This is a genomic window from Nocardia sp. NPDC004711, from assembly GCF_053601595.1.
The window spans coordinates 131848-153732 of the sequence record NZ_JBSGCB010000002.1; the positions used below are offsets into that span (position 1 = coordinate 131848).

Sequence of the window (21885 nt, forward strand, 5' to 3'; positions counted from 1 at the left end):
CGTGGGGGACTTTCCGCGATGAGCACCGTACGGTTCCAGCGCCCACCGCGCCGGGTGATGCCCCGCTCACCCGGCGGCGAGGTGACCCTGCAACCGCCGCCGGAGATTCCGCGAACGGTTCCGGCCAATCTCTTCACCAAGCTCATGCCGGTGGTGATGGGCGTGGGCATGCTCGGAATGGTCGCGCTCATGATCACCTCCGGGAGCGGTCTCGCCGCCAATCCGATGAGCCTGATGTTCCCGATGATGATGGTGTTCTCCATGGTCGGGATGTATGCGGGGCAAGGTGGCAAGGGGCAGAAGGCGGCCGAGGCCGACGAGGATCGCAAGGACTATCTGCGCTATCTCGACCAGGTCCGCCGGGATGTGGAGGAGACGGCCGCGCAGCAGCGGGCGGCCGTGGAGTGGAGTCATCCGGAGCCCGGGCTGATCTGGATGCTGGCGGGGACCACGCGGATGTGGGAGCGTCGGCCGGGGGACAAGGATTTCTGTCACGCCCGCATCGGGCTCGGTAACCAAAGGCTTGCTACGAGACTGGTCGCCCCGGAAACTGGGCCCGTCGAGGAGCTCGAACCCATTGCCGCGGTCTCGCTGCGGCGCTTCGTGCGCACCCACTCCACCGTGCCCGATCTGCCCACCGCCCTCGCCGTCAAGGGCTTCGCCGCCGTCCAGCTCACCGGCGACCGCGCCCAGGCTCGCGACATGGCCCGCGCCATACTGTTGCAGCTGGCCATGTTCCAGGGCCCCGACCAGGTGCTGATCGCCGTGGTGTGCGGACCGGACACCGTCCGCGAATGGGAATGGACCAAGTGGCTGCCCCACGCTCAGCACCCCGAATCCCAGGACGGCGTCGGCAGCGGGCGCATGGTGTACGGCTCCATCCGCGAGGCGTACGCCGATCTGAATCCGCTGCTGCACAACCGGGTTCGGTACTCCCGCAATCAGCCGCCCGATCCGAACCTGACCCAGATCGTGCTGGTGGTGGACGGCGGACTACTCGACGCCGAGGAAGATCCCCTGCGGGAGCACGGTTTCGAGGGCGTGACGGTCATCGACCTGTGCGGGTACGCGCCGCGGCTGGCCGGCTCCCGGGGCATTCAAATGGTGGTCGAGAACGGCGAGTGCGCCGGGCGCGGAGCCTCCGGAGCGATGGAGCGCTTCGCCGTCGTCGACCGCATCACCGCCCGCGAGGCCGAGCAGGCCGCGCGCCGGCTCGCGCCGTATCGGGCCGCCGCCGCGCGCACAGCCGAGACCGCCGGCGGGGAGGATGAGGTCATCTCGAGCTGGTCGCAGCTGCTGGGCCTGGGGGATGTCGGCGCCTTCACCCCCGAGACGGCGTGGAAGCCGCGCTACGGCCGGGAGCGGCTGCGGGTGCCCTTCGGTGTCGGGGCCGACGGGCTGCCGGTGGTGCTCGACATCAAGGAGGCGGCCGAGGGCGGCGTGGGGCCGCACGGGCTGTGCATCGGCGCTACCGGGTCGGGTAAGTCGGAATTCCTTCGGACGCTGGTACTTTCGCTCATCGCCACGCACTCGCCGGATCAGCTGAACTTCGTGCTGGTGGACTTCAAGGGCGGCGCGACCTTCCTCGGGCTGGAGGGGGTGGCGCATGTCGCGGCCATCATCACCAATCTGGAGGAGGAGGCCGATCTGGTCGACCGGATGCGCGACGCGCTGGCCGGCGAGATGAACCGCCGCCAGGAACTGCTGCGCGCGGCGGGCAATTTCGTCAATGTCTCCGAGTACGAGAAGGCGCGGGCGGCGGGCGCTGATCTGGATCCGCTGCCCGCGCTGGTCGTGGTGCTCGACGAGTTCTCCGAATTGCTCTCGCAGCATCCGGATTTCGCGGAACTGTTCACCATGATCGGCCGGCTGGGCCGCTCGCTGCATGTGCATCTGCTGCTGGCTTCACAGCGGCTGGAGGAAGGGCGGCTCAAGGGGCTGGAAAGCCACCTGTCCTACCGGATCGGCCTGAAGACGTTCTCCGCCAATGAATCCCGGCAGGTGCTGGGCGTGCCGGATGCCTACAACCTGCCCAACAATCCCGGCGGCGGCTATCTGAAATCCGATTCCGGGGAGATTCAGCGGTTCCAGTCCGCCTATGTCTCCGGACCTTGTGTCGGCGGCGGGTCGCGGCGCGATGCCGCGGTGGCCACCCGGTCCGGCGACGTCGATGTGACCGCACGCCCGTTCACCGCGGGCCGCGTGGAATTCCGTGCCGCCGACCGGATTCCGCTGCCCGACCGGCCGGAACCGATGACGGCCCCCGGCGACGCGGATCAGATCTCCAACCTGCAGATGCTGGTGTCGCGGGTGCGCGGGCACGGTCGTCCGGCCCACGAGATCTGGCTGCCGCCGCTCGGCGCGGCATCCACGCTGGATCAGCTGCTGCCGCGCTCGATACTCACCGGGGACTGGAATCCCATTGCGGCCCTGCGCGCCCCGATCGGCATCGTCGACCGGCCCTACGATCAGCGCCGCGACCCCATGGTGGTGGACCTGTCCGGATCGCGCGGCAATGCGGCGATCGTCGGCGGTCCGCAGTCGGGGAAGTCGACCGCGCTGCGCGCGCTGGTCATGGCGATGTCCTTGACGCACACCGCCGAACAGGTGCAGTTCTACCTGCTGGACTTCGGTGGCGGCACCATGGTCGGCCTGGCGGGGCTGCCGCACGTGGGTGCGGTCGCCAGCCGCATGGAGGAGGACCGGGTGCGGCGCACCGTGGCCGAGATGGTGGGCATCGTGCGCCGCCGCGAGGCCACCTTCCGGCGGCTCGGCGTGGAGTCCATGGCCGAGTTCCGGCGGTTGCGCGCCGACCCGGGGACCGGTGATCGCGCCACCGACCAGGGAACCGGTCCCACCGCCGCGGGCGTGCACGAGGATCCGTTCGGCGATGTGTTCCTGGTGATCGACGGGTACGGCGCGTTCCGGCAGGAGTTCGAACTGCTGGATCAGACCGTCATGAACCTTGCGGTGCAGGGACTTTCGTACGGCGTGCACCTGGTGATGTCGATGAACCGCTGGGCCGAGGCGCGGCCCGCGCTCAAGGATCAGATCGGCACCCGCGTCGAACTGCGGCTCGGCGATCCCATGGACTCCGATCTGGGGCGCAAGTTCGCGGCGCTGGTGCCCATGGGCCGCCCGGGCCGCGGCATGACCGCCGACGGGCTGCACATGCTGACCGCGCTGCCGCGCGTGGACGGCGACCCGGATCCGGCGACGCTGGGAACCGGTGTGGCGCACGCTGTTTCGGGCATCGCCCAGTTCACCCCGGGACGTCGGGCACCGGCGGTGCGCATGCTGCCCGACCGGCTGCCGCGCACGGAACTGCTGCGGCTGGCGGGGGACTGGCCCGCCGAGGCGGATAGCACCCAGCCGTGCCTGCGCTTTCCGCTCGGCATCAATGAATCCGGGCTGGCCCCGGTGTATCTGGATCTGGCGGCGAGCCAGCATTTCGTCGTCATCGGCGATTCCGAGTGCGGCAAGACCACCCTGCTGCGCGCGCTGGTGCAGTCCATCTGCGCGTCCAATACCACCGATCAGGCGCGCATCATCATGGGCGACTACCGCCGGACCATGCTCGGCACCGTGCCCCAGGGCCATCTCGCCGGCTACGGCACCACCGCCCCGCAGTTCACCCGGAACATGGCCGACCTGGCCGCGTACGTCACCCAGCGCATGCCCGGCCCCGAGGTGACCCCGCAGCAGCTCAAGGATCGGTCCTGGTGGCGCGGCCCGGAACTCTACGTCGTCGTCGACGACTACGACCTGGTGGCCACTGCCGGCGGCAACCCGCTGCACGCCCTGGTCGACCACCTGGCCCACGCCCGCGACCTCGGCTTCCACCTGATCCTGGCCCGCCGCTCCGGCGGCGCGGGCCGTGCCATGTACGAGGCCACCCTCAACCGCCTCAAGGAACTCAACTCCGCATCCCTGATCATGAGCTGCAGCCGCGACGAGGGCACCCTCTTCGGCGACACCCGCCCCTCCGTCCTGCCCCCGGGCCGCGGCACCTACGGCACCCGCGCAAGCGAGGACCTGATCCAAACCGCCTGGCTGCCCGCGGCCGAGCTGTGACCGCGAGCTGCCCGAGACACCACCGGCGGCCCTCAACCACCGGCGTCGTCGTTTGATAACTTGAATTGGTTACTCGTTGAACACGAGGTGGTTCCATCGCTATGGTCCGCACAACGTGATAAACGTCGGCTGCGACAGTCCGGAAAACGCCGCACTGTTGATAGCGGGGGTCATCGACCGATTCGCTTCCGCTTGGAGGGAGCGGGGTGCGCCGCCGGATCCACACGCATTCCTCGGGGAGAGCGGTGGATATCGTCGAATTCTGCTGATCGAACTCATCAAAGTCGACCTCGACTACCGTTGGGTCCACTATAGATTTCCGAAACGGCTGGCCGACTACCAAGCCGAGTATCCCGAGCTGAATACGGCTCCGCTGCCACCCGATCTCGTTTACGAGGAGATTCACGCTCGCCTCAAAGGCGGCGACGCACCGGATCCGGACGAGTACAGCGCGAACCCCTCTTTGCAGGCGACTCGACTGACGCCGAATCTCGCGGAACCCGAATATCACAGCACTCTGATCGTGCAGCCGGGCATTCTCGACGCGCTCGAGGAATTCGAATCGGGCGACTTGTCTGCACTCACCCGAGTGGTGGAACGTTCCTGGTTCGACAGTTCTGAGCGCCATGACAGCGAGTCGGCCCAAAGGTTCTGAGGGAAAGGCCTTTTCAGTTTCAGAACCCCAGCGTGAATGCGTTCGGATGGCACACGGTGGAACCCGGCAGGCGGCCCGTTGCGCGGGCCGACTGCCGGGTTCCACAACCGGAAATCAGCAGGCGGGTCAGAACAGGCCGGCCAGGGCGGTGTCCTTGGCCTGGAGTTCGGCGTTGCCGGTGCGGACCAGGGTGGCCGCGCCGTTGAGGGTGGTGTTGAGCTGGAGGACGTGCTGGTTCCACGTGCGCTGGAGGTCGGCGAACGCGTCGTTGGCGTCACCCTTCCAGTTGTTCTGGACGAACTCCTCCACGCTGCGGTGGAAGGCCTCGAGTTGGTCGCGGATGACCTCCGCGCGGCGGATGATCGAGTTCGCGCCGTCGGCGACGCCCTCGAAATGGGCCGAGATGATCCGGCCGTCTACTGCTGCCATGGTGAATTCCTTTGCCACTGGTCCGAATAGAGGGGGGAGACCGAATCGGCTAGACAGCCGGGAGGTCCAGGCTGGAGATCTGCGCGTTGACCTTGGATTCGTAATCCTTGTCGTGCTCTTCGTAGTTGGAGCCGACCTTGATCAGGGTCTCGGCGGTGTGCACCAGCTTGTCGGCCTGGAAGTAGTACCGCTGCATGAACGCATTGAAGGCGTCGGCCGCGCCGCCCCTCCAGTTCGCACCGGCGACCATGCTGTCCTCATCGCGCTTCAGATCGGCGATGGCATGCATCAGCATGTCGTGTGTCTGCTGGAACTCCTGGGCCTTGGCCTGAATGAGCTCATTGCTGGCTTCGAATGCACCGGCCACGGTGTCTCCTCTCGATTCGCGGGCGGACGACCTCTCAGTGCTATTGGACGTAGGTCACGACCCGCCGGTTCCACCCGGCTCAGCTCGCCACCGAACCGGCTACCAGGTGCTGTTCGCCAGCAAGGCGTACTGGGCGGCCGCCCGCTGATGGGCGTCGGCGAGCTGATTCGACTCGACCGCACCCGTGTAGCGGCGGTAGCTGACCATGCACCGGAAGCGCTTGGCACCACTGTTCCGGTTCTGGTCGCTGGTCTCTCCGCATTTCGCGTTCGGCACCCCGGCGGGCGCGTCCGCGACGGCGGAATAGCCGTGCGCGAGAATGGCCCCGGACAGCCGCTCGGCGGCCTGCGCGTCCCGCGCGCGGAAGAGCATGCTGACGCCGTCGTAGGACGCACCGGAGGTGGTGAATCGATCCATGCCGCTGTCGGCGACCAGCCGCCCCCAGAAGTCCTGGTCCCTCACCCGATTCAGGAATCCACGCGGTTCGGCGACCGCCTGGTTGGCGAAGTCGGGTGCGAGATAGACCTGTGTGGCAAGAGTCCGTCGCAGCATGCCGTCCGCGTCGAAGGGCATCCGCAGGACGCCCTCGCGGTCCAGGGGCGGCAGCGAATCCAGTAGTGGCAGTTGGGCGTCGTAGACCTTTTCGGCGAGGTCCGTCAATTTCGACAGGTCCGGCTCGTTCACCCCGAGATAGGTGTCCACGACATAGCTGCCGTGCGCCAGCGTCGACCCGATACTGGCCACACCGGGACGCCAATGGCTGTGGGCATCAGGGTATTTCGAGAGCGACACGTGCTGATTCACCTCGGCCGCCACTCCGAAATCGGCATTCTCCAAGTCTGCGGCGGCCTTCGATGCTGCCGCGGCATCGGGGAATTGCATCACCGTCACCGTGGTGAACGCGCTGTCGTCGGGGGTCTTGCCGTACTTGTCCGGCTGTTTCACGCTGTGCCCCACCGCGACGCCGAACATCATCTTGGCGGCGTCGAGGATGGGCGCGGTGACCTTGGCCAGTACGGCGGTCGCGCCGTCCGAATCCTTGAAAGGCTGAACGCCGGTGCTGTACTTGAATTCCGGATCGACGTCCGCGGCATTGACCACGTGGTCGGCCAGTCGCTGCTCGGCCAGTTCGAAACCCTTGGTCATGTCGGGGGAGTACTCGTAGCGCAACTCCAGCGGATCGGTGGAGTACCTTCCGACATCCAGCGTGCGGACGTCGATTTCCCCGGGACGGGCGCTGCCCTGGACGGTCGGGCCACACCCCGCCACCGCGGCGACGGTCAGCGTGAGCAGGGCGGTCACTCGAAGTTTGTGCGAGAGCATGGTTTTCCGTTCCCCCTCAGTGTTCCGCGTTGACCAGCAGGGCGTACTGCGCCGAGATGCGCTGCTGGGCATCGAGGAGCTGGTTCGCCGAAACCTCGGCGGCGAAGCGACCGCGCCTGACGTAGCAGTAATGGGAGATCGCCAACTTATCGGGACCGGTGTACTTGCGGCACTGGGCATTCGGCAGGTTCGCCGGAGATTCGGCCGGCCGGAAGGTGCGTGAGGTCTCGCTGCGCGCGGCGACGATCGCATCGGCGCCCACGGCGTCGCGGGCGCGGAAGACGGTGCCGCCGTTGAACGCCACCCGGTCGACACCCGCCTTGTCGAACAGTGCCGCGTTGTCGTCGCCGGGGAACAGTTGCAGTCCGCCGTGTCGGTCGTAGACGCCCGGAATGCCGCGCTCGGATTGATCGTCGGACACCGTCGGCAGCGTGCGCCCGAGTACTCCGTCCATATCGACCGGCTGTTCGGTCAGCTGGTCCTGGGGAATGACCGGGAACTTGGCGAGGGCGGGCGGGATGGCGTCGAGGCCGAGCTGCGCCCGGGCAATGAGCTTGGCCGGATCGCTCACCCCGGTCTGGGCCATCACGTCGTCCCAGACGTAGGTGAAGAGGACGAATCTGCCTGTGGCATACCAGGATCGGACGGTGGCGTTGAAGTTGTACTGGGTGTCGAGGTAGACGAACGCGTCCGGATACTTGTCGATCCGCAAGCGCTGGCTGCCCGGGACGGCATCGAAATCGGCCTGGCCCAGGGCCCGGGCGGCGGCGCTCGCCGCGGCGTCGTCGGTGAACAGCAGCACGACGTTCGAGTACTCGTAGGCCAGAGTGGCCTGTTCGCCGGAGTCGCCGGTGGTGACGAAGCCCGAAATGAACCCCGGGGCTGCGGCCTTCAGCGCATCGGCTTTGGCGTTGGTGCGCAGTTTCATGGCGCCCGAACCGAAATCGATGAACGGGCGGATAGCGCCGTTCACCGCTGCTGCCGGGAACCTGACCTGTGGATTCACCTCGGACGGCAGGGGAATGTAGTTGGCCAGCCGCTCGGCCTGCACGGCGCGCGCCAGGTCGGGGTCGGTCGCCTTGTCGTAGTGCTTGGGCTGGGTGGGCAGACTGCCGGTGTCGAGCTTGCTCAGGTCGATCACCGGTTCGGCGGGCGCCGCTTCGGTATCCGAGCCGCAGGCGGCTGTCACCACCGCCGATACCACCAGGGCGACGGCCACGGCCGCCCGTCTCACCGTGCGCATGCTTCCCCCTCCATCAACAACAATCGGTACGAACTATCGGTCGTAACCGCTACTTGATTCTGTTGTGCAGCACCGGAACCAGCTTGTTGACCAGGGTCTGCGTGGAATCCGGGCTCCAGCCGCGCAGCGCGGCCACCGCGGCCGGATCGTCGAGCGGGACGACGATGGCGCGCGAGCTGGTGATCTCGCTCGGCAGGCCGAGCAGCCCACCGCCACCGGCCTTTTCGTCGCTGCGCACCGCGATGATGTAGGAATCGTCGGGCACGGTCAGCGACCCGTAGCCATCGGAGGGGCGGGGAGAGGTTTCCTCGCCCTTGGGCTGGTACTCGTTGTTGTAGACGAAGCCGAGGCTCTCCAGGAACTTCGCCTGCGGGGTGCCGGCCAGGTAGATGCTGTATTTGGTGTTGAACTGCGCACCGGTCACGTCGACCATGGTGACGGTCTTGCCCGCGAAGGCGGGATTGTCCTTGCGCGCCTTGTCCACCGGGCTCAGATTGGGATCCACCGTGGTGGTTGCCGAGGCTCCGGCGCTGGAAGCCGGTGTGGCGGAGTTGGTCTCGCCGCCGACGGCCACGATCGCGATGCCCACGGCCAGCGCGACCGCCACCACCGCCGCGCCGATCCCGATGTAGAGCCGGTTGCGGTTCCGCGGGGCCGGCCCGGTCTCGGTCGGCTCGGACGCGGAAAGCGGTATGCCGCCTGTGGTTTCGCCGCCGGACAGTGGCATGCTCGGCGGTGCGACCTGGATCGGATAGGTCGGCGAGGTGGTGGTCGACACCGGGTTGTAGCCGGGCATCAGTGCGGCCGTGGCGGCGTCGGTGAACTCGCGGCAGGAGTTGAAACGCTCGGCCGGGTTCTTCGCCATGACCCGCGCGAAGACCTCGTCCAGCGTCGCGGGCAGGTGCGGGTCGACGTCGGTGGCGCGCGGCGGCGGCTCGTGCAGGTGGCCCATCATGACCAGCGCCGGTTGCGTTGCGGGATAAGGGTTCCGGCCGGTCAGCAGCTTGAAGAAGGAGCAGCCGAGGCTGTAGATGTCGGCGCGGTGGTCCAGCGGCCGGCCGGAGAGCTGTTCCGGCGGCGCGTAGGCGATGGTGGCCACGAAGCTGCCGGTCTGGGTGAGCTCGGTGGTGTCCTCGGTCGACTTGGCGACGCCGAAGTCGGCGAGCAGGGCGCGCTCGTCCTCGCCGTCGACGCTGGAGAGCAGGAAGTTGGCGGGCTTCACATCGCGGTGCAGCAGGCCGCGGCGGTGCGCGTAGTCCAGGCCGCGGCCGATCTGGGTGACGATGGACAGCGCACGCAGCGGCGGCACCGCGGCCGGATCACGCTTGAGCTCGGCCGAGGCGTCGGTGCCCTCGACATACTGCATGGCGATCCACAGCCGGCCGTTCTCCTCGCCGCGATTGTGGACCGAGACGATATTCGGGTGGTCCATGCCCGCAACCACATTCGCCTCGCGTTCGAAGCGGCCGCGGAACTCGTCGTTGGCGGTCAGATCGGAGGAGAGCACCTTGAGCGCGTCCATGCGCGGCAGTTCGGGATGTTTGGCCAGGTAAACCGTGCCCATGCCGCCGGAGCCGAGCACGCGGACGATCCGATACCCGCCGACGATGGTGCCTGGACTCATCGCCATTCCGCCTCCCCGTGACTGCCGCTCCGCCTCCCCGCGCGGCGGGCGGCTGAGAACCGTGGGCCGTAGTGCACCGGTGCCGGCGGCCCGGTGCCGCACCGATTTCGGACGTACCCGGGGAGTTACCCCCATCGGTACGAGATCATCGGTCACTTTGGCATACGAAGACTCGTCAGTCGAATGGACCGGGGATGGGCGAGCGGGTGGTCCGGGGGCGGCACGTAACCTGGGGCTGTGTCGAACAACTCCTCTGACGTGCTCCTCGGGGGTCGGTTCCCTTGATGGATCGGCAGGTCGAGGTGGTCGCGGGCGGCCATGTGGTGAGCCGGGTGGCGGGTGCGGTCATCCTGGTGGCGCATCGGGAGCCGGGGGCGCTCACGCCCGGATCGCGCGCCGTGGTGGCGGCGCGGGCACTGGGCGAACTGGTCGCGGACGCGACGGATCAGGCCCCGGACGGGCCGGGCCGGCTGGTCGCGCGGCACGCCACCCGCTGGCTGATGAAGGAGGCCGAGCGCATTTCGCCCGGCGCGCCCATCGAATTCGGCATTCTGACCGCCGCCGACACCGGTGGCCTGGCGATCTTCCTGCACGGATCGGTGACGGCGCTGCTGGCCGGGTCCGCGGTCGAGTACTACCGCGGCAGTGATGCCGCCTTCACCGTGGACCGGGTGGCCGAACGGCCCGCGCGGGCAGCCGCCCTGTTCATCGACGGTAGCCGGCCGCCGGAGCTGCCCGGGCGCGGAATCGGTTCGCTCATCGAGGGTCTCGCGCCGGCGGGGGGCGCGGTGGTGTGGTTCGAGGGCGGGCCGGTGGTATCGCGACGGCCCGGGCGCCCGGGCGGGGCGCGGCATCGGGTCGTGGAACCGCCGCCGCCGACCGCGGCGTTCGACGCGGAGCGGGATCCGCAGCCGGAAGCGCTTCCCCTGGACCCCAACCTGATTCCGACCCGCACCTCCAGTCGCATTCCGGCGAGCCTGGACCCGGAACCCGGACCCGCCCAGGATGATCCGGACACCGAGGGCATCGACCTGCACCGCGCGCCGACCGAGATGGGCGGCGCCCGGGAGGCGAACGGCACCAACCCCGCGCCCAAACCCGACCCGGACCTGCAGCGCCGCCTGGAGGCCACCGCCAAGGCCACCGCGCTCACCGTGAAGGTGCTCGGATTCAAGTGCGCACGTGCGCATCCCAGCGATCCGCGGGCGGCCTTCTGCACCGTGTGCGGCATGCCCGTGGATCAGACCCAGCAGCCCGCCGAGGTGATCCGGCCGCCGCTGGGCATGCTGGTGCTCGACGACGGCATGACCTACATGGTGGCCGCCGATGCCGTGGTCGGCCGCGACCCCGAGCACTCCGATCCGGTGCGAGCGGGCCTGCTGCCCTTGCGAATCGACGACAACTCCGGCGGCATGTCCCGCGTCCACGCCGAGATCCGCCTGGTGAACTGGGACATCACCCTCGTCGACCACGGCTCCACCAACGGCAGCCGGGTCCGCCCGCAGGGCTACCGGGATTGGATTCGGCTGCAACCGAATCAGCCCTTCACCCTCGCCGCCGGCACCGAAATCATGCTCGGCAACCGGGTGCTGCGGCTGGAGCCAGTTGCGCCCCCGCCGTTCGGATGATGAGTTTTCGGATCAGACCGTGACAACTGATTTCGCGCCGTCCGGGTAACTCCCCGGGTACGCCCAAAATCGGTTCGACAACCGACCGCCGGCACGGGTGCGTGACCGTCCACGGCACTCAGCCGTCCGCCGCGCGGGGAGGCGGAGCGGCAGTCGCGGGGAGGCGGCTATGTGTAACGGGAGTAGCAGGTGTCCTGGGTGCCGAGGACACCGGCGCGGAAGGCGTCGACTCGGGAGAAGCCGCTGGGTACCGTCTTGCCGTCGGTGTCGCTGGCGGCCAGGCCGTCGGAGAGCAGGCCGGAGACCGCCTCGTCGAGATCGCCCGCCGACAGCGAGATGTCGCCCTGGGACTTGCTTCGGTTGGGGTCGGCCAGCTTTCCGGAGATCACGCCCGACAGGCAGGCCGCGCGCAGGCCGGTCTTCGCCCCCTTCAGCGGCAGTCCCGCGGCATGCTGCACGGCCAGGGTGTAGCGCGAGATGAAGACGATGTAGGCGGTGAAATCGCCGGTCACATCGGCGGGCAGGGCGTCCTGGTCGTCGGCGTTGGAGACGCCGCGATCGTGCAGCGCGGGCACGTCGGTGCCGATCAGGTTGGTGGCGGGGCAGTAGGTGACCGGGACGGTGTCGGCGCCGTTGCGGCAGTTCAGTTTTGCCGAGTCGTAGCCGTACTTGGGCTCGTCCGCGATCGGCATGATGGCGGCCATGGCCTTGGCCAGCTCCTGGAGGTTGGCCTTGTTCACGTCGGACTGGCCGTGCCCGGAGTCGTTGCCCAGGGTCTGCGGCAGATCGCCGCGGCGGCGGTCGATCTCGTTCTGGTCGATGGCCTTGCAGCCCTTGGGCCCGTCGGTGAAACCGATCTGCACCGCGGTCACCCGCTCGAACGCCGAACCGTGCACGTTCTGCGGATCGTCCGGGTCCGCGTCGCGGAAGGCGACGGTGGCGGCCAGCACCGCGTTCAACCCGTCGGAGGTGTTGATGGTGAAGTGCTTGGCCTTCCCCTCGGCCACATTCCGGATGAACGCCCCCGCGAAGCAGTCCGCCTGCTGCTCCTTGACGATGGTCGGGGTGCGGCGGCCGACGAGCTTGGCCATCTCCTGGATGGCGTGCCCGTACTCGTGGGCCAGCACCATCACCACCGACATCTTCCCGAACTCGTCGGCCACCGCGGGCAGCAGCACCCCGCGATCCCAGCCGACGGATCCGTCCAGGCGGCAGTAGGCGGCATTGACGAGCCGGTAGCTCGACTCCCCGCAGAACTGCCCGGCCTGCGAGCGCGGCGTCTTCGCGCTCCACGAGATGAACTTGCCGACCGGGCTGAAGGCGCCGCTGAACTCCAGCGGGAACTCGCCCCGCCAGTAGGTCTGGATATCGTCGAGCGCGTTGAGAACCAGGTGGTCGACCTGGCCGCCGTCGGAATCCTGCGCGGTCAGCGTCGAATCCGGGGCGCCCGCGCGCGGACCGCTGGGGCCGCTGGTGGTGGGCAGACCGGCCACCTTGAACGGGTCGTCGTAGATGGAAACCGCCCGACCGTGAACAGTTCGTGTACATCCGGACAAGAGCGCGACCGCGAGCACCAGTACCCCCGCCACCACGACCACGCGGCGAATCCCCCCGGACCGGCGCGTGCGCACCGCCTCCCCCTGGCGTCTCGCCACGTGCACTCCCTCGCAGGCTGATTCGATGTCTGTCCCGTTATCGGGCCTGCGGCCGATGAGCGCAACGCCGGACTTCGGGGGCTTCGCTTATTATCCAGCCATGTCTTCACCGGGGGCGCAGCAGATCACCGTGCGTCATGAAGGAACCGAACGGGTCTTCGACGCGACCCAGCAGATCACCATGGGCAGGGCGCCGGAGGTGACGCTGTTCGTCGACAGCCCGCTGGTGTCCCGGGTGCACGCGACCCTCAGCTACGAGGCCGGGTCGTGGATGCTCAGCGACAACGGCAGCACCAACGGCGTCTTCGTGGACGCCCGCCGCCTGACCACGCCACTGGTCATCAACCGGCCCACCCAGGTGCGGCTCGGCGATGCCATCACCGGGCCGCTGCTGCACCTGCTGCCGCAGACCAGCCGGGTCGGTGGCACGCCGCCGCCGCAGCAGCGTCCGGGCATGATGCCGCCGCCGAACCGGCCGCCGTCGCGGCCGATGCCGCAGGCGGGGCAGCCGCAGCAGGCCCAGCAGCCGCCGGTGCAGCCCTTCGCGCAGCGCCCGCCGGTGCAGCAGCGGCCCAATCCCCAGCAGGCCTGGCCCAACCCGGCCCAGGCCAACCCGAATCTCGCGCAGCGGCCGCCGGTGCACCGGCCCGCGTCCGGGCCGCAGCATCAACTGCCGCACCCGGTACCACACCAGCAGCCGAATCCCCTGCAACAGCGGCAGACTCCGCCTCCCGGCACCGCGGCGACGCCGAATGTGCCACGCCCGCCGGTGCATACGCCGCCCCCGGCCGCCGCCGACAACATCAATATGACCACCAAGGCGGACACCTCCGCGCTGCCGCCGATCCGCGCCCGCGCCTCCACTGCGGCCATCGCGCGCGCCGACCGGATTCCGCGCGACGGCCTCGACATCGGCCGCACCAGCGACAACCAGATCGTGGTCAACGACCCGATGGCCTCGCGCCGGCACGCCCGCCTGGTGCCGGACCGGCAGGGCCTGGCCATCGAGGACCTGGGCTCGGCCAACGGCACCTTCGTCAACGGCCGCCGCGAACAGCGGGCGCTGCTGCGTGAACGCGACATCGTCACCATCGGTAACGTCGACTTCGTCGTGCAGGAGGGCACGCTGGTCCATCGCCAGCGGCCGGTCGCCGAGCAGGGCCTGCACGTGCACGGCGTCTCGTTCACCGTCGAGGGCAACAAGCAGCTGCTCATCGACGTGAACATGCAGGCCGGGCGCGGCTCGCTGACCGCGATGATCGGCCCCTCCGGCGCGGGCAAGTCGACCCTGTCGAAACTCATTGCGGGAACGACGCATCCGTCCGCGGGTGTGGTCACCTTCGAGGGCCGCAATCTGCACGCCGAGTACGAAGCATTGCGCTCCCGTATCGGCATGGTGCCGCAGGACGACGTGCTGCACCGGCAGCTGACGGTCAAGCAGGCGCTCAACTTCGCTGCCCAGCTGCGCCTGCCCCCGGACACCAGCAAGGCCGATCGCCAGCAGGTGATCGCCGATGTGCTGAAGGAACTTTCGCTCACCCAGCACGCCGACACCCGCGTGGACCGGCTCTCCGGCGGTCAGCGCAAACGCGCCTCGGTGGCCATGGAGCTGCTCACCGGTCCCTCGCTGCTGATCCTGGACGAGCCCACCTCGGGCCTGGACCCGGCGCTGGACCGCCAGGTCATGACCATGCTGCGGGAACTGGCCGATGCCGGGCGCACCGTCATCGTGGTCACCCACTCGGTGGCCTGCCTGGACATGTGCGATCAGGTGCTGCTGCTCGCACCCGGCGGCAAGACCGCCTTCTGCGGGCACCCGGGCAGCGTCGGCCACGTCATGGGCACCAGCGACTGGGCCGAGATCTTCGGCCGCGTCGCCGCCGATCCGGACGGGGCCTTCGCGAATTTCCGCTCCCGCCAAGCGTTCGCGGAGCCGCCCGCGCCGGTCAAACCGGTGGAACGGGCGAAGGCGCCGAAATCCAGTCCGCTCAAACAGTTCTCCACGCTGTCGCGGCGGCAGCTGCGGCTCATCTTCGCCGACCGCGGGTATCTGGCGTTCCTCGCGATCCTGCCGTTCGTGCTGGGCGGTCTGTCGCTGGTCGTGCAGGGCAAGAGCGGATTCGAGTCCGTCGGCTTCGTGCAGGCGCCCGACGGCAGTTTCGTGCGCGCCAACAATGGCGAGGCCCAGCAGCTGCTGGTGGTGCTCATCCTGGGCGCCTGCTTCATGGGCGCCACACTCACGGTGCGTGACCTGGTCGGCGAGCGGGCCATCTACCACCGGGAGCGTGCGGTCGGATTGCGTTCCGGCGCATACCTGATGTCGAAGGTCGTGGTCTTCAGCCTTGCGGCACTGCTGCAGTCGGCCGTGATGATCGGCATCGTGCTGGCGGTGAAGAAGCCGCCGAGCAAGGGCGCGGTGATTCCCTACGGCCCGGCGGAGCTCTATCTCGATGTCGCCCTCACCGCGGTGACCTGTGTGGTGCTGGGTCTGGCGCTGTCCGCGCTGGCCAAGTCCAACGAGCAGGTGATGCCGCTGCTGGTGGTGATCATCATGGCGCAGCTTGTGATGGCGGGCGGCATGATCCCGGTGACGGGCCGCGTTGTGCTGGACCAGCTTTCCTGGCTGTTCCCCTCGCGCTGGGGCTATTCCGCGGGGGCGTCCACGGTCGATCTGCCCAATCTGTCGGCCTCGGCGGCGGCGCAGCAGGACCACTTCTGGAAGCACACCGTCGGCGCGTGGGCACTCGATGTCTCCGTGCTCGGCGTGATCGCCGTGCTGCTCGCCCTGTTCACCTGGTCGCGCCTGCGCTTGAAGAAGTCGGCTGCGTGATCGGCCATTCGCGCAGGCGGGGGTGCGAAGTGTGGATTCGGTCGCGCGCGCTGCGAAGCGAGCAGGCAGACTGATGACTGTGACGGCTCGAGTTGGGGCAGTGCATCTCGGCTGGGACGTGGTGTCGGTGGCCGCCGGTGGCGGCGGTTCGCCCATTCGCCCGGTCCAGGTCGAAAGCTCATACACACCGCCCGCATACCTGCTGGCGGATTCGTCCGGCCGGCTGCACACCGCCGGCGTGGACCGGCGTCCCGACGTCGGCATCGCCATCTCCGATGTGCGCGACATCATCGGGCACCCGCAGATCGTGGTGGCCGGGGCGACCTGGCCGGCCGAGCTGGTCTTCCGGGCCCGCATGCACAATCCGCTCGCGTCCATCGTCGAGCACCTGGGCGGTGCGCCGGATGTGCTCGCGCTGCCCTTCCCCGACGAATGGCCCGACCCCAAGGTCGACGAATTCGTGCGCCTGGTAGAGCAACTCGGCGTGCCCGCCGAGCCGCTGCCCGAATCGGTCGCGCTCTCCGGCTATGTCCGCGCGCTCGGTCTGGTGCGCGCGCCCGGCCGCGGTCCGGCGGTCGGCGCGGTCGGCGTCTATTCCGACGGCCGCGAATGCCTGGTCGTCGCCGTCCACGGCAATGACGATCAGCCCACCGAGTCGGTCAGCGTCGCCATCACCGCCGAGGCGCTGCACGAGGCCCACGCCGCCGACAATGTGGTCATCGAGGTGATGGCCGCGGCCCGCGCCATCAATGCCGACACCTCGACGGTGCTGCTCACCGGCAATGTGTGCTTCAACGACGCACTGCGCCTGGCCTTTCAGAACCACCTCGGCCACCGCTTCCAGGTCGCCGACCACCCGATGCACGCCCTGGTCCTGGGCGCGACCCATCTGCTGGTCGCCGACAGCGAGGGCGACCCGGCCTACGACCGGCCCGCGGCCGCCGCGCCGGAGCCGGCGGGCGCCGATGCGCGCCCGATCGAGCAGGGTCCGCGTCATGTCACCGGCGGCCCGGCCGCCGGGCAGCCACTGCGGCGTCAGCCCGAGCCGCTGGCCCACCAGCCGGAATTGATTCCCCGGCACATGGATTCGCCGCCCGCACCCGAATCCGGCGCGCGGCGACCGGATTCCGCGCGCGGCACCGGCCCGCAGCCCACGGCCGATCCGGCCGCCGCGCCGGATCATTCGGGTGCCGACCCGGCGGGTGCGACCGTCCGCCTCACTGCCGAGGAGGCCGCGGCAATGACCGCCGCCGCCCAGGCGAAGCAGGCAGCCGGGACCGGTCCACAGGCCGTCGCCGATCCCGCGGCAGCGGGACTCACCAGGCGAATCACCGCGCAGGAGGCTGCATCTCCGAGCGGTGGCGCGGGCACGCCGACCGGACCCGGCGGCCTGACCCAGCGAATGACGGCCGAGGAGGTCGCGCGGCTCACCGCGCAGGCAGCGGGCCAGTCGCCGAGTGGCGATGCGGGCCAAGGGGTTCCCCGTGGCACCGAGAATCCGAGCACCGGGCCGCAGCCGGTGGCCGGCGGCCGCGGCACGCTGCCGCCCGGGCTGGAGGGCGTGGGTGGCCGGTTCATGCGGCCGCCCGGGTCGCCGGCCGATGATCAGCTGACCACGGTCATGGGCCAGGGCGGCGCCGGGGCGGGCTCGGGTGCCGGAGGCGTGCAACAGGGTTCGGGCGGTGCGCCCGCCGGACCGTACGGCTCCGGCGGTTACGGGCCGGCCGGCGGCTACGGCCAGGCGGCCGGGCAGCCGGGCTACGGCCAGCCCGCCGGCCAGTACGGACCCGGTGGTTCCTACAGTTCCGGTCAATCCGGACCGGGCGCCGGGTCTTCCGGCTACCCGGCCGGTGCGGGCTACGGTTCGGCGAATGCCCCGGGCTCCGATGCGGCCGCCCAGGGCGGCTACGGTCCGGGCGGCGCGCAGCCGAGTGCGGGTGGCCAGTACGCCCCGCAGCAGGGTGCCGCCGGGCAGTACGGTCAGGGCGGATACGGTTCGGGCGGCTATGGGCAGCAGGGTGGGTACAACACCGGCGGCTACCCGGTCGGTCCCTATGCGCCCGAGGGAGATTCGTCCGGTTCGGGTCGCGGGAGCTTTGCTGGATCCGGTGGAAACGCTCCTGGCCAGTCCAGCGGGATGTACGGTGGGTCGATGTCGACGGGGGCGCCTGGGGCGAATCCGCAAACGCCGGAAGATGCGGCTGGGCAGCCGGATTCGGAATCCGGCCCCGAGGGCGACCGCAAGCAGCGCAAGGGCAAGCTGTGGAACAAGATGCGCAAGCCCTTCGGCGCTCCGATCATCGTCGGCGCGGCGGCGCTGTCGCTGCTGGGTGCGCACTCCGACCAGCGGTCCGACCCGGTCGCGTCAACCACGCCCGCCGACACCGTGATTCGGGCCGGTGGCGGGACCGTGAGCCCGGTCAACGAATCCTGCGCCGTGACCCCGTTCGTGTCCGGCCTCCCGCACGCGGGCATCGCCACCGTCGGTGATCCCAGGGATCAGGACTGTCTACGCTTCGGCATCGACACGCTGCGCTACACCATTCCCGGACCCGCGCGCGGCGCTGATCCGGGCCCGCCCCTGCACATCTGATCCGTCCGCTGCGAGATCGTCGAGCCGCAGCCAGTTGGTGGCGGTCAGCAGCTCGACCCGGGAGACCCGGGGCGCGGGTCCGGTGTGACCGGTCAGCGCCCAGGCGCGTTCGATGGTGAGTCGCAGCAGCCGCCGGGCCGCGTAGAACAGCAGCGCGGCCAGCGGCAGTTCGCCGATACCGGCGGAGAGCAGGGCGAACCACAGATCCGGGCTGTTCCAGTCGAGCACGATGTCGAACCAGGCATCGCAGATCAGCAGCGTCCCGGTGATCATCGCCCATGGAATGAAGACCTGCCGGCGCCGCCAGGCGTGCCAGGCGGTCATGCCGATCGCGCCGACCAGCGCGAAATCGAAGCCCACCCACGCGATGTCCCACTGGCTCACCTGCCGTTCGGAGGGCAGGCTGACCGAGAGGTACGCGATCCAGGGGATCAGGAACACCAGACTGCCGGTCACCACGGTCAGCAGGATCCGGCGCATGGCGGCCGCATGCGGGTGCGGCGTCGCTGCTGCGCGCGAATAGGTCGGCTGGGTGCTGATCGCCATGGCGGCCTCCATTGGCAGGACGGCTGGACCAACCGTCGCGATGGTTCCCGTTCTCCTTACAATGCCCGTACCGGAGGAACCCATTCCGCTTACGCTGTGAGATGGATCACTCTTCGATTGGGCGTTCCCTGCCCGCCGGGACCGATTCGGGAGACGGCCACCCTCGCTGGTAAGGTGGCTCGTTGGCGTGCGGTACGGCCGGGTAACCGGTTGTCGTACGAGCCCCGGGTCTCCACCGGCCGCCGGGAATCAGCTCGACCTCACGCTTGGCTGGCAAAACCTACGACAGACAGGGATGCACTGTGCCTACGTACAGCCCCAAGGGCGGTGACGTGACCCGCAAGTGGTACGTCATCGACGCCACTGACGTAGTGCTCGGCCGTCTTTCCGTGCAGGCTGCCAACCTGCTGCGCGGCAAGACCAAGCCGACCTACGCCCCGAACGTGGATGGTGGCGACTTCGTCATCATCATCAACGCGGACAAGGTCGCCGTCTCCGGCAACAAGCGCGAGGACAAGGTCCTCTACACCCACTCCGGCCACCCCGGTGGTCTGAAGGGTCGTACCGTGGGCCAGATCCTGGACACCCGCCCCGACCGTCTGGTCGAGCGTGCCGTCAAGGGCATGATCCCGAAGAACAAGCTGGGCAACCAGATCATTCGCAAGCTGAAGGTCTACGCGGGCCCGAACCACCCGCACGCCGCCCAGCAGCCCATCCCCTTCGAGATCAAGCAGGTGGCCCAGTGACCGCTCCTGAGGAATTCAACGACGACTTCGTCGTCGAGGACACCGCCGTGGAGGTCGTCGAGGAGGGCGACGGTTACGAGGCCGAGGCCGAGTACACCGAGGCCGAGACCTTCGCCGCCCCGGTCGTCATCGACCGCCCGGTGCAGACCGTCGGCCGCCGCAAGGAGGCCGTGGTCCGCGTGCGCCTGGTGCCGGGTTCCGGCAACTTCGTGCTGAACGGCCGCACCATCGAGGATTACTTCCCGAACAAGGTGCACCAGCAGCTGGTGAAGTCCCCGCTGGTCACCGTCGAGCGCACCGAGACCTTCGACGTGCACGCCCGCCTGGTCGGCGGCGGCCCGTCCGGTCAGGCCGGCGCCCTGCGCCTCGCCATCGCGCGTGCCCTCATCGAGGTCACCCCGGATGACCGTCCCGCCCTCAAGCGTGCCGGCTTCCTGACCCGTGACCCGCGTGCCACCGAGCGCAAGAAGTACGGCCTCAAGAAGGCCCGCAAGGCGCCTCAGTACTCGAAGCGCTGATATTGCGCCGTCGGGCTCTACCGTGCCCGGTCCTTCCGGGGGCCGGGCACGGTACGGTCTACCCGGCAACCTGTACGAGAGCAGGCTCCCCGCAACAGTTTTCACAGCTGTTGCCCCTTATTTCCCGGACCCACTCCGCTGCGGAACACGGCGGAGTGCGAGAGTCCGGGAGAGGGCCGGAAGCCTGCTCTCGTGCTGTATCGACCGAACCAGCAGGGGTGTTGAGGTAATGGGACGTTTGTTCGGCACCGATGGTGTGCGCGGGCTCGCCAATGAGTCTTTGAGTCCGGAACTGGCGCTGCAGGTTTCGGCCGCCGCCGCCCAGGTTCTGAGTCGGGGGAAGAAGCGCGCGCTGGCCGTCGTCGGCCGGGACCCGCGCGCCAGCGGCGAGATGCTGGAGGCCGCCGTCACCGCGGGCCTCACCGCCGCCGGTGTGGACGTGCTGTCGGTCGGCGTGCTGCCGACACCCGCCGTCGCCTACCTGACCGGCCTGTACGACGCCTGCCTGGGCGTCATGATCTCCGCCTCGCACAACCCCATGCCGGACAACGGCATCAAGATCTTCGCCGCGGGTGGCCACAAGCTGGACGACGCCATCGAGGACCGCATCGAGGCGCTCATCGCCGAGGGCGCCTTCATCCGCCCCACCGGGGCCGCGATCGGACGGGTGCTCGGCCGTCCCGGACTCGGTGGGCACGTCTACGACGTGCACGACCGCTTCAGCCTGGAAGGCACCCACGAGCGCTACGTCGAGCACCTGGTCCAGGCCACCGGCCGCGATCTGCGCGGGCTCACCGTCGTGGTGGACTGCGCGAACGGCGCGGCCTCCGAGGTCGGGCCGACCGCCTATCGCGAGGCGGGCGCCACGGTCATCGCCATCAATGCCGAACCCGACGGCCTGAACATCAATGACGGCTGTGGCTCCACGCATCTGGAGCAGGTCCAGCGCGCCGTCCGTGAGCACGGCGCGGACCTCGGCCTCGCGCACGACGGCGACGCCGACCGCTGCCTGGCCGTCGACGCGACCGGCGCGGTCGTCGACGGCGACGCCATCATGGCCATCCTCGCCCTGGCCATGCGGGACTCCGGTGACCTCGTGCAGAACACCCTGGTCGCCACCGTCATGAGCAATCTCGGCCTGCACATCGCCATGCGCGAGGCCGGAATCACCATGCGCACCACCGCCGTCGGCGACCGCTACGTCCTCGAGGACCTGCGCGCGGGCGGCTACACGCTGGGCGGCGAGCAGTCCGGCCACGTGGTCTTCCCCCGCTTCGGCACCACCGGCGACGGCGTCCTGACCGGCCTGAAGCTGATGGCCCGCATGGCCGAAACCGGCCGGGGCCTGGCGGAATTGGCGAGCATCGTGCAGACCGTCCCGCAGGTGCTGGTGAACGTCCCGGTCACCGACAAGGCGGCGGTCGCGGCCGCGCCGTCGGTGCTGGAAGCCGTTGCCGAAGCCGAGCGCCTGCTGGGCGATACCGGCCGAATCCTGTTGCGCCCCAGTGGAACCGAACAGCTGGTCCGCGTCATGGTGGAGGCGACCGACCCTACCCAGGCGCATGACCTGGCCGACAACCTCGCCAAGCTGGTCGCCGCCGTCTGAGTAGCCCCTGTCGCCCCGGCATGCCGAATCGCATGCCGGGAGCGCCGG

At 69.2% G+C, this 21885-nt stretch carries 15 protein-coding genes; 8 read left to right on the forward strand and 7 right to left on the reverse strand.

The window, feature by feature from the left end:
* Positions 1–18: 18 nt before the first annotated feature.
* A complete protein-coding gene (gene eccCa, locus ACWEKS_RS02170) occupies positions 19–4074 on the forward strand; it encodes a type VII secretion protein EccCa (RefSeq protein ID WP_452338394.1) in 4056 nt (1351 codons plus the stop codon).
* Positions 4075–4189: 115 nt separating this feature from the next.
* Positions 4190–4729: a hypothetical protein gene (locus ACWEKS_RS02175; protein ID WP_452338395.1), complete on the forward strand. Its 540-nt coding sequence runs from the start codon at positions 4190–4192 to the stop codon at positions 4727–4729.
* A 126-nt stretch (positions 4730–4855) separates the two neighbouring features.
* Here ACWEKS_RS02175 and ACWEKS_RS02180 read toward each other — a convergent pair whose 3' ends face one another.
* From ACWEKS_RS02180 to ACWEKS_RS02200, 5 genes are all read right to left on the reverse strand, one after another.
* A complete protein-coding gene (locus ACWEKS_RS02180; protein ID WP_354830360.1) occupies positions 4856–5158 on the reverse strand; it encodes a WXG100 family type VII secretion target in 303 nt (100 codons plus the stop codon).
* 49 nt (positions 5159–5207) lie between these two features.
* Positions 5208–5525 (reverse strand): WXG100 family type VII secretion target, encoded by a 318-nt coding sequence (locus ACWEKS_RS02185; RefSeq protein ID WP_452338396.1) that lies wholly within the window; start codon positions 5523–5525, stop codon positions 5208–5210.
* Positions 5526–5624: 99 nt separating this feature from the next.
* On the reverse strand, positions 5625–6827 hold the full coding sequence (locus ACWEKS_RS02190; RefSeq protein ID WP_452338397.1) for a DUF7373 family lipoprotein: 1203 nt from the start codon (positions 6825–6827) through the stop codon (positions 5625–5627).
* 37 nt (positions 6828–6864) lie between these two features.
* Positions 6865–8091 carry a DUF7373 family lipoprotein gene (locus ACWEKS_RS02195; protein ID WP_452338398.1) on the reverse strand — a complete coding sequence of 409 codons (1227 nt, stop codon included), beginning with the start codon at positions 8089–8091 and terminating at the stop codon, positions 6865–6867.
* 49 nt (positions 8092–8140) lie between these two features.
* The gene (locus tag ACWEKS_RS02200) at positions 8141–9721 is read right to left on the reverse strand and encodes a serine/threonine-protein kinase (RefSeq protein WP_452338399.1); all 1581 of its coding nucleotides are present in this window, start codon (positions 9719–9721) and stop codon (positions 8141–8143) included.
* A 278-nt stretch (positions 9722–9999) separates the two neighbouring features.
* Here ACWEKS_RS02200 and ACWEKS_RS02205 point away from each other — a divergent pair, with 278 nt between their 5' ends.
* A complete protein-coding gene (locus ACWEKS_RS02205; RefSeq protein ID WP_452338400.1) occupies positions 10000–11343 on the forward strand; it encodes an FHA domain-containing protein in 1344 nt (447 codons plus the stop codon).
* Positions 11344–11510: 167 nt separating this feature from the next.
* Here the strand turns inward: ACWEKS_RS02205 and ACWEKS_RS02210 are convergent, their stop codons facing one another.
* The gene (locus ACWEKS_RS02210) at positions 11511–12950 is read right to left on the reverse strand and encodes a metallopeptidase (RefSeq protein WP_452338528.1); all 1440 of its coding nucleotides are present in this window, start codon (positions 12948–12950) and stop codon (positions 11511–11513) included.
* A gap of 148 nt (positions 12951–13098) precedes the next feature.
* Between ACWEKS_RS02210 and ACWEKS_RS02215 the strand changes: the two genes are divergently transcribed.
* Positions 13099–15828, forward strand: coding sequence for an ATP-binding cassette domain-containing protein (locus ACWEKS_RS02215; RefSeq protein WP_452338401.1), 2730 nt, complete (start codon positions 13099–13101; stop codon positions 15826–15828).
* Positions 15829–15907: 79 nt separating this feature from the next.
* Entirely contained in the window at positions 15908–18421 is a 2514-nt protein-coding gene (locus ACWEKS_RS02220; protein WP_452338402.1) for a hypothetical protein, read from the forward strand.
* Here the strand turns inward: ACWEKS_RS02220 and ACWEKS_RS02225 are convergent.
* The gene (locus tag ACWEKS_RS02225) at positions 18338–18967 is read right to left on the reverse strand and encodes a hypothetical protein (protein ID WP_452338403.1); all 630 of its coding nucleotides are present in this window, start codon (positions 18965–18967) and stop codon (positions 18338–18340) included. The genes ACWEKS_RS02220 and ACWEKS_RS02225 overlap by 84 nt on opposite strands.
* A gap of 302 nt (positions 18968–19269) precedes the next feature.
* Between ACWEKS_RS02225 and rplM the strand changes: the two genes are divergently transcribed.
* The 3 genes from rplM (at position 19270) to glmM (ending at position 21837) form a co-directional block, all read left to right on the forward strand.
* Positions 19270–19713 carry a 50S ribosomal protein L13 gene (gene rplM / locus ACWEKS_RS02230; protein WP_326309446.1) on the forward strand — a complete coding sequence of 148 codons (444 nt, stop codon included), beginning with the start codon at positions 19270–19272 and terminating at the stop codon, positions 19711–19713.
* Entirely contained in the window at positions 19710–20231 is a 522-nt protein-coding gene (gene rpsI, locus ACWEKS_RS02235; RefSeq protein ID WP_452338404.1) for a 30S ribosomal protein S9, read from the forward strand. The genes rplM and rpsI overlap by 4 nt, the downstream gene beginning before the upstream one ends.
* 229 nt (positions 20232–20460) lie before the next feature.
* Entirely contained in the window at positions 20461–21837 is a 1377-nt protein-coding gene (gene glmM / locus ACWEKS_RS02240) for a phosphoglucosamine mutase (protein WP_452338405.1), read from the forward strand.
* The last annotated feature ends 48 nt before the right edge of the window (positions 21838–21885 follow it).